This is a genomic window from Streptomyces sp. NBC_00045, from assembly GCF_045041095.1.
Classification (GTDB): Bacteria; Actinomycetota; Actinomycetes; order Streptomycetales; family Streptomycetaceae; genus Streptomyces.
This window is the reverse complement of record NZ_CP108271.1, coordinates 5,559,336-5,572,032: the sequence shown is the minus strand read 5'-3', so window position 1 is coordinate 5,572,032 and position 12,697 is coordinate 5,559,336. Positions and strand designations below refer to the sequence as shown.

Here is a 12,697-nt window from a genome sequence, read left to right as displayed (position 1 = left end):
CGCAAGTGGATCTCCATAGTCCCTTAAGGCTGCCTTAAGGCCTGGCTAATCCACCCCCATGGAGGACGGGCGACGACCGACTAGAGGAACTTCGCCTTGCCCGGGCCCTCTTCGACGAAGCTGCGCATGCCGCGCTCGCGGTCCTCGGTCGCGAACAGGCCCGCGAACCAGTTGCGTTCGATGGTCAGGCCGGTGTCGATGTCCGCCTCCAGACCCGCGTCCACGCACTCCTTGGCGGCGCGCAGTGCGATGGCCGGCCCCTGGGCCAGCTTGGCGGCCCAGGCGTGCGCCTGCTCGTACACCTCGGCGGCGGGCACGACGCGGTCAACGAGCCCGAGGGCGAGCGCCTCGTCGGCCTTGACCATGCGGCCGGTGAAGATGAGGTCCTTGGCCTTGGACGGGCCGATCAGCCGGGACAGGCGCTGGGTGCCGCCGGCCCCCGGGATCAGGCCGAGCAGGATCTCGGGCTGGCCGAGCTTCGCGTTGTCGGCGGCGATCCGGTAGTCGGCGCACAGTGCGAGTTCGCAGCCGCCACCCAGGGCGTAACCGGTGACGGCGGCGACGACCGGCTTGGGGATCCGCGCCACGGCGGTGAAGGCGTCCTGGAGCGCGCGGGACCGGGCGACCATCGCCGCGTGGTCCATCGTCTGCATCTCCTTGATGTCCGCGCCGGCCGCGAACACCTTCTCGCCGCCGTAGATGATCACCGCGCGGACGTCGGCCCGGTCGGTGGCCTCCACGGCGAGCTCGCGCAGCCGGTCCTGGGTGGCGATGTCCAGGGCGTTCATGGGCGGCCGGTCCAGGCGGATGGTGCCGACGCCTTCGGAGACTTCGAGAGAGAGGGTCATACGCGGAAGGTTAGCCGCGGTTAACGCGAAGTGGCCCGGTGCTGTGGGTCACAGCACCGGGCCACTCGACTACGTACGGGGGAGGACTACTTGATCCACTCCGCCCAGTCCATGTTCCAGCCGTTGAGGCCGTTGTCCGGAGCGATCTGCTTGTCCTTGGAGTTCTTCACGATGACGACGTCGCCGATCAGCGACTCGTTGAAGAACCACGCCGCGGGCTGGTTGCCGTCGCCCGCACCGCGGACGTCCTTGAGGCCCACGCAGCCGTGGCTGACGTTCTCGGAGCCGAAGGTGCCCGAGGAGGCCCAGTAGTTGCCGTGGACGAAGGTGCCGGAGTTCGACAGGCGCATCGCGTGCGGGACGTCGGAGATGTCGTACTCGCCGCCGAAGCCGACGGTCGCGCCGTTCATGCGGGTCACCTTGTACTTCTCGCTGATGACCATCTGCCCGTTGTACGTGGTCGTCGACGGGGCGCCCGCGGTGATCGGGAGGTCCTTGAAGACCTGGCCGTCGCGCACGACCTGCATCGTGTGCTCGCTCGCGTCGACGGTGGAGACCTGCGAGCGGCCGATCGTGAACGTGACCGTACGGGTCTGCTTGCCGTAGACGCCGGGGCGGCCCTCGACGCCGTCCAGGGCGAGCTTCACGGTGACCTTGGTACCCGCGGCCCAGTACTTCTCGGGGCGGAAGTCGAGGCGGTCGTTGCCGAACCAGTGACCTTCGACCGGCACGGACGGCTCGGCCGTCACCGTGATGGCCTTCTCGACGGCCTCGGTGTTGGTGATGCCGCGGCTGAAGTTGACCGACACCGGCATGCCCACGCCGACGGTCTCGCCGTCCTCGGGCGTGTAGTGGCCGACGAAGGTGTTCGTCGGGGTCAGGGTGGTGAAGGTGGTGTCCTTGGCGGACTCCCGGCCGGCCTCGTCCTTGGCGACGGCGTGCACCTTGTACTCGGTGGCGGAGGCCAGGTTGCGGGCGGGCTCCCAGCTCGCACCGTCCGCGGCGACCTTGCCGTCGACGGCATTGCCCTTGGTGTCGGCGACGGTCACCGTGGTGAGCTTGCCGCCCGTGGTGGATATCTTCAGGACGCCGCTGGTGGCGACCTCCTTGGCACCGTCGTCGGGCTTGACGTTGACAACGGCCTTGGACGCTTCGGTGCCGGTCTTGCCGCCTCCGCCTCCGCCACCGCCGGCGTTGTCGCCGCCTCCGCTGCCGGTGTTGCCCCCTCCGCTGCACGCGCTCGTGAGCAGCAGCGCCGCTCCGAGCAGCAGGGCCGGCAGGCCGGTGCGGCGGGCGCGGCCGCGTATCGGCTGCAGGTTCACTCTTCTTCTCCCCATGTCCCCCGCGCGCGGACAGTCGCGCGCATGTCGCCAGGAAATCACACGGGGGGATCACGAAGAGAAACGGTCTTGTCACCGTTCCGTCCCAAGACCGGGAAGGACCGGCGCGCCGTGGCGAGCCAGTCCTCGGTGCCGGGTTCGGTGCCCCGGACGTAGACGGCGTCGCCCTCGGCCAGCAGGTCCCGGCCCCCGTCGAAGAACTGGGCGTGCGGCACGGGGGCGTCGTCGTACGGCGTGGACGCGTGGTCCTTGCTGTGCCAGTAGGCCTCGTGCCGGCCGGGGCGGGTCTCCTTGGTCGTCGCGGCCGGTGCGGATCGGCACGGCCGGGAAGTCCGGGCCGGGCGGGGGCTGCACGAGCGAGCCGGCGCCGACGATGCCGGTGTTGTGGCCCCGGCCCGCCCGGGGGTCCTCGTCCTGGTCGAAGCCGCCGAGGACGAGGACCTTGCCCTCGGCCTCGGCGGCGCGCCCGCGGACCTGGAAGTCGCCGCCGACGAACGGGTTGACCGCGTCGTCGTAGCCCTTGGCGGTGGTCCCGACGTCGACGCCGGGGAACGGGTCGGGGTACCTGCCCGGGATGCAGGGGCCGAGGCCGTCGGGCAGCGGCGCGCGTAGGGCCGTACGGCGGGTGCCCGCGCGTGGTCCGCGGGACCGGACCGGGCGCCGCGGGGGCAGCGGCGGCCAGTACGGCGGTGACCACGAACCCGAGGCTCCGGCTCCCTGCGCTGCATGGCTGGGGTCAGCTGAGCAGCGCAGGGCCCGGCGCGGTGGACGGACGACACTCCCGGGCCCGGGTGATTGCGGTACGACAATCATCCGACCGGTGCGTCGGAGGGGGTGCGCGGGCCGGTGTGCCTCAGCTCTTGGCCGAGCCCGCGACCCAGTCCGCCCAGGACATGTTCCAGCCGCCCAGCCCGTTGTTCGGGGCGACCGTCTTGTCCTGCGAGTTCACGACCTCCACCACGTCCCCGACCAGGGTCCGGTCGAAGAACCAGCCGGCCGGGGTGTCCGAGCCGCCTCCCTTGTCGTCGCGCAGGCCCACGCAGCCGTGGCTGGTGTTGGTGGAGCCGAAGGTGTCGGGGCTGGCCCAGTAGTTGCCGTGCAGGAAGGTCCCGGAGGTGGTGAGCCGAATGGCGTGCGGGACGTCGGGGATGTCGTACTCGCCGCCGAACCCGACGGTCTGGCCGTTCATCCGGGTCACGTCGAACATCTCCAGCACCACCATCTTCCCGTTGTAGGTGGTGTTCTTGGGCGCTCCGGCGCTGATCGGGAGGGTTTGGACCAGCTTCCCGTCACGGCGGACCTCCATCGTGTGCGCCTCCGCGTCCACGGTGGAGACCTGGGAGCGGCCGACCGTAAAGGTGACGGACTTGTCCTGGATGCCGTACGAGCCGGGGGCGCCCTGCACGTCCCGCAGGTTCATGGTGACGGTGACTTCGGTGCCGGGCTTCCAGTACTGCTTGGGCCGGAAGTCGAGGCGCTCGTTCCCGAACCAGTGGCCGACGACCTCCACCGGCGGCTTGGAGGTGACGTTGATGGCCCGTTCCACGTCGGCGCGGTTCGCGATGGACCGGTTGAAGTTGAAGGAGACGATCATGCCGGTGCCGACGGTGGAGCGGTTCTCGGGCTTGAAGTAGCCGATGAACCGCTCCTCGGGGACGTAGGTGGTGAAGGTGGTGTGCCGGGCCTGGCGACGGTTGTGGCCGTCGAGGGCGACCGCGTCCACGGTGTACTTGGCGGCGAGCGCGAGCCGGCCGCCCTCCGTATCGGGGCTCCAGCTGAGTCCGTCGGGGGCGATGGAGCCGGGGACGCGCTCCTCCTGGGCGTCCTCGACCTTGGTGACCACGACCCGTTCGAGGCGGCCCTCGGGCACTCTGACGGTGAGCGGGCCCTCGGCCGGGACCCCCTTGACGTTGTCCTCGGGGGTGATGCGGATGGCCTCGTCGGGCGACCGGGGTTTGCCGGGGAGCTGGATCTCGACCGGGGAACCGCCGCTCCCGGTGCATCCGGCCAGGCCGCCGAGCAGGCCCGCCCATGCCGCCACGGCGGCCAAGCCCGCCCCTGCCCGCCTCGTCAGAAGTGTCACGATCCCTCCAACGACCGGCCCCCTCCGGGGGAAACGTGAGCGCGCGCCACGTTCCGGGCAGATCTCTACGGGCAGAACAGTGGGAAGGACCAGACGGGGGCGGGCCCAGGCCGGGACGCCGGGGCCGCACTCTCCCCTACCCCCGCCGGTACCCAGGAGCCGTGGAGGCGGGCAGTGTCGAGCGCAGCCGAACAAGAGGCGGTGGATGCCGCCGCCGTGGAGTCAGCGGAGTCGGTGCCGGTCGTCGGCGTGGACGCCGTGGACGCGGTGGACGCGGTGGAGGCCGTGGAGACGGTCCGGGGCGGCGGTGCCGCGCCGCCCTTCCCGTACGCCAACGGCCGGTCCGGCGCGACGGCGGCACCGGACCGCGAGCCGGCCTTACGGGCCGTCACGCGCCCGGGGCCCCCGGTGTGGCCGGGCTCCTCGCACCCCCTGGGGGCCCGGTTCCGTACCGGCCCGGACGGGACGGCGGGCACCAACTTCGCGCTGTGGGCGCAGGGCGCCGAGGCGGTGGAGGTGTGCCTCTTCGACGCGGAGGGCGCCGAGACCCGGTGTGCACTGACCGAGCTGACGCACGAGATCTGGCACGGCTTCCTGCCCGGGGTGCGCCCGGGGCAGCGGTACGGGTTCCGGGTGCACGGCCGCTGGGACCCCTGGACGGGGGCCCGGTTCAATCCGGCGAAGCTGCTGCTGGACCCGTACGCGCGAGCCGTCGACGGGGACTTCGCGCTGCCGCCGGAGGTGTACGGACACGTCCGCGACTGGCCCCAGCAGTACATCGCGGACACCGTGCGCGACGACCGCGACTCGGCGCCGTACGTGCCCAAGGGGGTCGTCGTCCACGATGACGACGACTGGGCGGACGACGTCCGGCCGAAGACCCCGTGGGCCGATTCGGTGATCTACGAACTGCACGTGCGCGGGTTCACGATGCGCCATCCGGGTGTTCCCGAGGAGCTGCGCGGCACCTACGCGGGCCTGGCCCACCCGGCGGCGGTGGAGCACCTGACGCGGCTCGGGGTGACGGCGGTCGAACTGCTGCCGGTGCACCAGTTCGCGCACGAGGACCACCTGCTGCGCCGGGGCTTGCGCAACTACTGGGGGTACAACTCGATTGGCTACTTCGCCCCGCACGCCGGCTACTCCTCGTCCGGTACGGCCGGGCAGCAGGTCGGCGAGTTCAAGCGGATGGTGAAGGCCCTGCACGCGGCCGGGATCGAGGTCATCCTCGACGTGGTCTACAACCACACGGCGGAGGCGGGCGAGCTGGGCCCGACGCTGTCGCTGCGCGGTGTCGACAACCGGGGCTACTACCGGCTCCAGTCCGACCAGCGCCGCTACGCCGACTACACGGGATGCGGGAACACCCTGCACGCGGGGCGCCCGCACGTGCTGCGCCTGATCACGGACTCGCTGCGCTACTGGGTGACGGAGATGGGGGTGGACGGCTTCCGCTTCGATCTGGCGGCGGCGCTGGCCCGCTCGATGCACGACGTGGACATGCTGTCGCCGTTCCTCGCGGTGATCGCCCAGGATCCGGTGCTGCGACGGGTGAAGCTGATCGCCGAGCCGTGGGACGTGGGCTCGGGCGGCTACCAGGTGGGGGCGTTCCCGCCGCTGTGGACGGAGTGGAACGACCGGTACCGGGACGCCGTGCGGGACTTCTGGCGGGGCGCGCTGCCCGACGTACGGGATCTCGGGTACCGGTTGTCGGGCTCCAGCGACCTGTACGCGTGGGGCGGGCGGCGGCCGTACGCCTCGGTCAACTTCATCACAGCGCACGACGGTTTCACCCTGCGCGACCTGGTGTCGTACGAGCGCAAGCACAACGAGGCCAACGGGGAGGCGGGCCGCGACGGGACCAACGACAACCGCTCGTGGAACTGTGGGGTGGAGGGGGATCCGCCGGGGGGCACGGACGCCCGGATCGGGGTGCTGCGGCGGCGCCAGCTGCGCAACCTGCTGACCACGTTGCTGCTGTCCACGGGGGTGCCGATGCTGGTCGCGGGTGACGAGTTCGGCCGCACGCAGGGCGGCAACAACAACGCCTACTGCCAGGACAACGAGACGGGCTGGGTGGACTGGTCGCTGCTGGAAGACCCGGCGTGGCGGGAACTGTTCGCGCTGGCCGCGCGGCTGGTGGCGCTGCGCCAGGAGCATCCGGTGCTGCGCCGCAGGGCGTTCTTCTCGGGGCGGCCCCAGGGTGCGGACGGGCTGCGGGACCTGGCCTGGTTCACCCCGGCGGGCACGGAGATGACGGAGCGGGACTGGTACGCGCCGGCGGCCGCACTCGGGATGTACCTGTCGGGGCGGGACATCCCGGGCCGCGACGAGCGGGGGCGGCAGGTGAGCGACGACAGCTTCCTGTTGCTGCTGCACGCCGGGGACCGGCCGGTGGCGTGGGTGCTCCCGGGCGCGCCGTGGGCGGCGGGGTACGAACTGGTGCTGGACACCGCGCGGGAGGACCAGGCCGCGCCTCCGCGCACCCGGCACCGGGGCGGGGAGACCCTGACGGTGCCGGCCCGGTCGGTGCTGCTGCTGCGGGTGGCGAGCTGAGGGGCCGCGGGGTGTCGGCTGCCCGTACGGCGGCCGCTGCACGGGGTCGCCGTACGGAGGCCTCGGCGCAGGCCTTGCGGCTCACGGCCCGTGCGCCACTACTCCCGGCAGTCCGCCGGGGAACCGGAGCGGGAGCCCTCGCTCGCCCCTGAGATGATGTCTGCTCTCGTACACACGTGCACCCGTACACGTGTGCCACCGCACGGATCAGGGGTACGCATGGCGAAGGTCGGGACCGCGCTGCGGGAGCTGCGCGGGGCGCAGAAGTCGGCGAAGGGCGTATCGCTCTACTCCCGGTTCGTGAACCGGCCCGCCGGGCGCTACCTGGCCGCCGCGTCGTATGCGCTCGGGCTGAGCCCGAACCAAGTGACGCTGGTCAGCGCGGCTTTCAGCTTCGCCGCGGTGGCCGCCGTCGCGCTGGTCGCCCCCTCGTGGTGGTTGGGCGTCGCCGTGTGGGCGGCCCTCGCCGTCGGGTTCGCCTTCGACTCCGCCGACGGACAGCTGGCCCGGCTGCGCGGGGGCGGCAGCGCGGCGGGCGAGTGGCTCGACCACGTCGTGGACTGCGCCAAGCTGACCGCCCTGCACACCTGCGTGCTGATCGCCTTCCACCGCTTCCCCGAGGCGTACGGGACGGGCGGGGACGGCTGGCTACTGGTGCCGCTGGGCTTCCAGTTCGCCTCGGTCGTCACCTTCTTCGGCGGGCTGCTGACCGAGAAGCTCAAACCCAAGCCGGCTCCGGGGAGCCCGGCCGCCGCACCGTCGACGGTGCGCGCGGTGGCCCTGCTGCCCGTGGACTACGGGGTGTTCTGCCTGGTGTTCCTGGTACTCGGGGGCGGTGGGCTGTTCCGCTGGGCGTACGCCGGGTTCGGCGTGTGCGCCGCCCTGTTCCTGCTGGCGTTCCTCGTGAAGTGGTTCCGGGAGCTCGACGCCGTACCGCGCTGAAACGGTTCGGCACCCGGTCAACGGATCGGTATCCGCGCGGAGATCCGGCCCCCGCTCAGCGGCGCTCCGCGCTGAGCGGCTCGGAGAGCGCGTCCAGGGCGCGGCGCAGCTGGGTGCTGGAGGTGTGCACCGTGTAGGGGAAGTAGACGACGTCGACGCCGACGGCGGCGAAGTCCTTCTCCAACTTGTCGCCCTTGGGGGTGCCGCGCCAGTCGTCGCCCTTGAAGATCACGTCGAAGCGGACCTGCTTCCAGGTCTCGACCTTGTCCGGGACCGTTTCGACGAACGCCGCGTCCACGTACTTCACGCTGCGGACGATTTCCAGCCGCTCGACGAGCGGGATCATCGGGCGGCGCCCCTTGGCCAGTTCGGCCATTTCGTCGGACACCACTCCGGCCACCAGGTAGTCGCACTGACTCCGGGCGTGCCGAAGGATATTGAGATGCCCGATATGGAACAGGTCGTAAGCGCCCGGGGCATACCCGACTCGGTGCGGTCTGTGCGCAGGTGCGCCAAGTTCGGACATGTCGCGCCCCGTCATGAGTTACCCCCCAGCAGCCACACCCCCCGGTGCGGCGGATTAGCAGACAATAGCGTGCACGTTCCGCACCTTGCCGGTGAACGAATAGGGTGACGTGCGCATCATCCTGGGGAGAAGGGGACGTTCAGTGTCGAGATCCGGTCACCGGCGCCTGCTGCTGGTTTCCACCAATTACGCACCCGAGCACGCGGGGATTGGGCCCTACGCCACCCAGATCGCGGAGCACTGGGCGGGTCTCGGCCATGACACCCACGTCCTCGCCGGGATGCCCCACTACCCGTCGTGGTCGTTGGAGCCGGAGTACAAGGGGGCGCTCCAGCGCACGGAACGGCGCGCGGGGGTCACTGTGCACCGGCGCGCCCACACCGTGCCGCCCCGCCAAACCGCCGTAAAACGCGCCCTGTTCGAAGGATCGATTCTTCTGCACGGCGCCGTGGCCCCTCCCCGGATGCCGCGCCCCGACGCGGTGATGGCCCAGATGCCCAGCCTGGCCGGCGGCGTCCTCGCCGCACGGCTCGCCGCGCGCTGGAAGGTCCCGTTCGTCCCGGTCGTCCAGGACCTGATGGGCGCGGCCGCCGCGCAGAGCGGAATCAGCGGCGGCGACAAGGCGGCCGCGATCGCCGGGCGCGCGGAGGCGTACGCACTGAAGCGGGCCACCCTGGTCGGCGTCATCCACGAGACCTTCGTGGACCGGGTCGTCGGCATGGGCGTGGACCCGAAGAAGATCCGCCTCGTGCCCAATTGGTCCCACGTCCCGCAGCCCACCAAGCCGCGCGGCCAGACCCGGCGCCACCTCGGCTGGGGGCCCGGCGAGCCGGTCGTCCTGCACTCCGGGAACATGGGCCTCAAGCAGGGCCTTGAGGTGCTCGTCGGCGCCGCCCGCCTGGATCCGGGCGTCCGCTTCGTCCTCATGGGCGACGGCAGTCAGCGCGCGGCCCTCGCCGATCTCGCGGCGGACGTGCCGAACCTGGACATCATCCCCCCTGCCGCCGACGGAGAGTTCCCGGATATCCTCGCGGCGGCGGACGTGCTCGCCGTGACGCAGCACGCGGCCGTGCTCGACATGAGCGTGCCGTCCAAACTGACCTCGTACTTCCAGGCCGGCCGCCCCGTCATCGCTTCCGTGGCGGCGGAGGGCGGTACCGCCCAGGAAGTGGAACGCTCGGGCGCAGGGGTGCTCGTACCACCGGAGGACCCCCACGCCCTGCTGAAGGCCGTACGGGCCCTCACCGAGGACCCCGCGGGCGCGGACGCCCTGGGAGCGGCCGGGCCGCGCCACGTGGCGGCCCACCTGAGCCGTGACGCGGGCCTGGCCCGCATCGACGCACTGATAGACGAAGCACTTGGGGGTCCGCAGCCGTGATCGAGACGAACCGCCCTGCATCCGTGCCGGCGGAGGACGAACCGGACCTCCTCAGGGACCAGTTCAAGCAGCTCCTGCGCTACCGCCGCCTCCTCGGGGCGGGCATCGGCATCGGCCTCCTGGGCGGCGTCTACCTCGGCGTCTCCACGTCCGACACCTATGTCGCGACCGCGGACATCGTGCTGCGCGCACCCACCGACGACCCGTTCAACCCGAGCCTCGCGCCCGACAAGGCGATCAACATCGGCTCGGAGCGGCAGGTCGCGCTCAGCTCCTCCATAGCCAACGAGGCCGCGAAGAAGCTCGGGGTGACCTCGAAGGACTTCGCCGGGCTGCGCAGCGGCCTCCAGGTGACCAACCCGCCGCAGACGATGGTGCTGCGCTTCACCTACACCGCGTCCTCCCCCAAGGAGGCCGCCACCCGCGCCAACGCGATGACCGAGGCCTACCTGCTCAAGCGGCAGGAGTCGCTCGACGTCACCCGCGACAAGATGGTCAAGGGCTACCAGGACCAGCGCGACCCCGTCGCCAAGAACCTTGACGAGCTCGTCAAGCAGATCAACGCCATGCCGTCGGGTCCGGGGCGCGACGCCGCGTACTCCTCGAAGACCGACCTGCAGAGCAAGGTCAACACCCTCAACAGCAACATCGCCAAGCTCCAGGCCCTGGACATGACGCCGGGCCGGGTCACCAGCGCCGCGACCCCGCCGTCCGGCACCGACGGACCCGGCATCCCGATGTCGCTCGCGCTCGGCGCGGCCGTGGGTCTGGCCCTCGGCCTGCTCGCCGCGTGGGTCCGCCTCGTCTTCGACCCCGCGCCGCGCTCCGAGGGCGATGTCGCGCGGGCGCTGCGGGCCCCCGTACTGGGCTACCTGCCGCGGCCCAAGACCGGCGGCGGGCCGCTGCTCGCGGCCGGTGAGGAAGACCCCCGCCTCGCCGAGGAGTTCCGCTCGGTGGCCTTCCGGCTCGCCTACGACTCCCGGTTCGCCGACCGGCGCCGGCTGCTGGTCGTCGCCCCGCGGGGCAGCAGCGAGACCGCCGCCGCCGCGGCCGTGAACCTGGCCGCCTCCTTCGCGGAGACCGGCAAGGACGTCCTGCTCATCGAAGCCGACCTGCGCACGCCGGTGTTGGCCAGCCAGTTGCCGACCGGCGCTGGGCGGCCGCGCTGGAGCCAGCCGCCCGGCGGCCAGGCCGCCGGCGGGCACTCCGCCCCGCACGGCGAGTCCGACTGGCCCGACGGCCGCCAGCTCGTCGTCGACGCCGGGGAATCGGGCTCCTTCGACCTGATCCCGGGCGAGCCGGTGCGCAACGTGGCCCGCGCGCTGACCTCCCCGCGCGCCACCCGGCTGATCGCCGAAGCCGACTCCCCCAACTCCACCGTCGTCGTGCTCGCGCCGCCGGTGCTCTCGTACGCCGACGCCCTCGCGCTCGTCGACCGCGTCGACGGCGTCCTCGTGGTGTGCGACCCGCGCGCCGTCCACCGCAGCGACCTGTCCCGGATCCGCGAGCTGATCAGCGGCGCCGGCGGCACCGTGCTCGGCGCGGTGCTGCACGCCCCGCTGCCCGCCGACAAGCGCGGCCGCGGTGGACGCGGCGGCAAGTCGAGCGGCCCGGGCACCCCGGCGCAGGCCGCGCGTCCGTCCGCGCCGCAGCCGCTCACGCGTCAGCAGGACCAGTCGAACCAGGGCCGGCAGGCCGAGCCGGAGCAGCACGTCCCGGGCGACGGCACGGACACGGTGGCCCTGCGCACGGTGCGCATGGGCCGCAGATGAGCCGGCGCGGCCTCGCCGCCGTCTCCTCGGTCCTGGACCAGGCCGCGTCCAGCGCCACCAACATCCTGGTGCTGGTGCTGGCCGCCCGGCTGTCCTCGGCGTCCGGCTTCGCCGACTTCTCGATGGTGTACGTGACGTTCAGCGTGCTCCTCGGGTTGAACATGGCGTACGTCGGCCAGACGGTGGTGTTGGAGAAGGACGAGGACCGGCTGGGCGCGGTCTGCCGCTCGGGCCTGGCGTTCACCGCGACCGCTTCGGCGGCCGGGGGCGTGCTGCTGGCCGTCGTCGGCATCGCCGTGCCCGGGGCCGGCGGCCGGGGCTTCCTCGCGCTGGGCCTCGTACTGCCGCTGGTGCTCGTCCAGGACGGGCTGCGGTACTGCTTCTCCGCGCTGCGCACGCCCGAGCGGGCGCTGGCCGCGGACGCGCTGCGGCTGGCGTGCGTCGTCCCCGCGCTGCTGCTCCAGCCCGAGGGGGCCTCGGCTGCACGGCTGGTGCTGGTGTGGGGCGTCTCGGCGCTTCCCGCGCTCGCGCTGGGCCTGTTGCTGCTGCGCCCGTACGTGCGCGGGGCGCGGGCCGACCTGCGGCCGTACCTGCGCCGGGGCCACCTGGGGCAGCGCTTCGTGGTCGAGTTCGCGGTGGGCAACGGCTCCAGCCAGCTCGCGGTGCTCGGCCTCGGTGTCTTCGCGACGCCGCTGGCGGTGGGCGCGCTGCGGGGTGCGACGACCCTGTTCGGGCCGCTGAACGTGCTGTTCAACTCGGCGAACGCGTTCGGGCCGCCGGTCGTGGGGCGGGCGTCGGGCAAGCGCGGCGTGGTCCGGCTGACCCTGCTGATGGGGGCGGTGCTGGCGGCGCTCGGGGCGGGCTGGGCGGCGGCTCTGTACGCACTGCCGGCCGGCCTGGGGCGCAGGCTGCTGGGCGAGACCTGGACCGCGGCCTCGGCCCTGCTCCCGGCGACGGGGGCCCAGTACGCGGTGATGGGTCTGGGCACCTGCGCCCTGCTGACCCTGCGGGTGCTCAACCCGAGGGCGACGCTGTCCTTGCAGGTGGTGTTCTCGCTGCTGTCGGTGGCCCTGCTGCTCGGCGGGTACGCGGTGTGGGGCGTCTCCGGCGCCGCGTGGGGGCTGGCGGCGGGCTCGGCCCTGAAGGCCGCGGCGGCTTGGCTGCGCGTCTCCCGGATCCCGGCCGCGGGCCCGGCCCCGACGCAGTCCGTCACCACAGCGGCCTGACTCCGGCAGCCGACCCGCTGCGCGGC

At 72.3% G+C, this 12,697-nt stretch carries 11 protein-coding genes; 6 read left to right on the top strand and 5 right to left on the bottom strand.

Annotation, left to right across the window (positions count from 1 at the left end; translation table 11 throughout):
- Positions 1-80: 80 nt before the first annotated feature.
- The 3 genes from OHA65_RS26275 to OHA65_RS26265 form a co-directional block, all read right to left on the bottom strand.
- On the bottom strand, positions 81-848 hold the full coding sequence (locus OHA65_RS26275) for an enoyl-CoA hydratase-related protein (protein WP_327285568.1): 768 nt from the start codon (positions 846-848) through the stop codon (positions 81-83).
- 86 nt (positions 849-934) lie between these two features.
- Positions 935-2,185: an Ig-like domain-containing protein gene (locus OHA65_RS26270; RefSeq protein ID WP_327285567.1), complete on the bottom strand. Its 1,251-nt coding sequence runs from the start codon at positions 2,183-2,185 to the stop codon at positions 935-937.
- A gap of 41 nt (positions 2,186-2,226) precedes the next feature.
- Positions 2,227-2,403 carry a hypothetical protein gene (locus OHA65_RS26265; protein ID WP_327285566.1) on the bottom strand — a complete coding sequence of 59 codons (177 nt, stop codon included), beginning with the start codon at positions 2,401-2,403 and terminating at the stop codon, positions 2,227-2,229.
- A 169-nt stretch (positions 2,404-2,572) separates the two neighbouring features.
- Between OHA65_RS26265 and OHA65_RS26260 the strand changes: the two genes are divergently transcribed.
- Positions 2,573-2,800 carry a hypothetical protein gene (locus tag OHA65_RS26260; protein ID WP_405762530.1) on the top strand — a complete coding sequence of 76 codons (228 nt, stop codon included), beginning with the start codon at positions 2,573-2,575 and terminating at the stop codon, positions 2,798-2,800.
- A gap of 241 nt (positions 2,801-3,041) precedes the next feature.
- Here OHA65_RS26260 and OHA65_RS26255 read toward each other — a convergent pair whose 3' ends face one another.
- Positions 3,042-4,262 (bottom strand): Ig-like domain-containing protein, encoded by a 1,221-nt coding sequence (locus tag OHA65_RS26255; protein ID WP_327285790.1) that lies wholly within the window; start codon positions 4,260-4,262, stop codon positions 3,042-3,044.
- 183 nt (positions 4,263-4,445) lie between these two features.
- On the opposite strand from OHA65_RS26255, the gene glgX reads away from it, so the two are divergent.
- On the top strand, positions 4,446-6,827 hold the full coding sequence (glgX, locus tag OHA65_RS26250) for a glycogen debranching protein GlgX (protein WP_328763758.1): 2,382 nt from the start codon (positions 4,446-4,448) through the stop codon (positions 6,825-6,827).
- A 219-nt stretch (positions 6,828-7,046) separates the two neighbouring features.
- On the top strand, positions 7,047-7,769 hold the full coding sequence (locus OHA65_RS26245) for a CDP-alcohol phosphatidyltransferase family protein (RefSeq protein ID WP_328763756.1): 723 nt from the start codon (positions 7,047-7,049) through the stop codon (positions 7,767-7,769).
- A gap of 55 nt (positions 7,770-7,824) precedes the next feature.
- Here the strand turns inward: OHA65_RS26245 and OHA65_RS26240 are convergent, their stop codons facing one another.
- Positions 7,825-8,295 (bottom strand): adenylyltransferase/cytidyltransferase family protein, encoded by a 471-nt coding sequence (locus OHA65_RS26240; protein WP_327285562.1) that lies wholly within the window; start codon positions 8,293-8,295, stop codon positions 7,825-7,827.
- 172 nt (positions 8,296-8,467) lie between these two features.
- Between OHA65_RS26240 and OHA65_RS26235 the strand changes: the two genes are divergently transcribed.
- Genes OHA65_RS26235 through OHA65_RS26225 form a run of 3 tightly spaced genes read left to right on the top strand, consistent with a single transcriptional unit; the run spans position 8,468 to position 12,671 of the window.
- On the top strand, positions 8,468-9,673 hold the full coding sequence (locus OHA65_RS26235) for a glycosyltransferase family 4 protein (RefSeq protein ID WP_327285789.1): 1,206 nt from the start codon (positions 8,468-8,470) through the stop codon (positions 9,671-9,673).
- Positions 9,670-11,445 (top strand): lipopolysaccharide biosynthesis protein, encoded by a 1,776-nt coding sequence (locus tag OHA65_RS26230; RefSeq protein ID WP_405762528.1) that lies wholly within the window; start codon positions 9,670-9,672, stop codon positions 11,443-11,445. Before OHA65_RS26235 ends, OHA65_RS26230 begins: the two co-directional genes overlap by 4 nt.
- Positions 11,442-12,671, top strand: coding sequence for a hypothetical protein (locus OHA65_RS26225; protein ID WP_405762526.1), 1,230 nt, complete (start codon positions 11,442-11,444; stop codon positions 12,669-12,671). The genes OHA65_RS26230 and OHA65_RS26225 overlap by 4 nt, the downstream gene beginning before the upstream one ends.
- Positions 12,672-12,697: the final 26 nt, after the last annotated feature.

Coding starts and splice junctions, on each gene's coding strand:
- OHA65_RS26275 (WP_327285568.1), bottom strand. CDS start 848: ATGACCCTCTCTCTCGAAGTCTCCGAAGGCGTCGGCACCATCCGCCTG.
- OHA65_RS26270 (WP_327285567.1), bottom strand. CDS start 2,185: ATGGGGAGAAGAAGAGTGAACCTGCAGCCGATACGCGGCCGCGCCCGC.
- OHA65_RS26245 (WP_328763756.1), top strand. CDS start 7,047: ATGGCGAAGGTCGGGACCGCGCTGCGGGAGCTGCGCGGGGCGCAGAAG.
- OHA65_RS26240 (WP_327285562.1), bottom strand. CDS start 8,295: ATGTCCGAACTTGGCGCACCTGCGCACAGACCGCACCGAGTCGGGTAT.
- OHA65_RS26225 (WP_405762526.1), top strand. CDS start 11,442: ATGAGCCGGCGCGGCCTCGCCGCCGTCTCCTCGGTCCTGGACCAGGCC.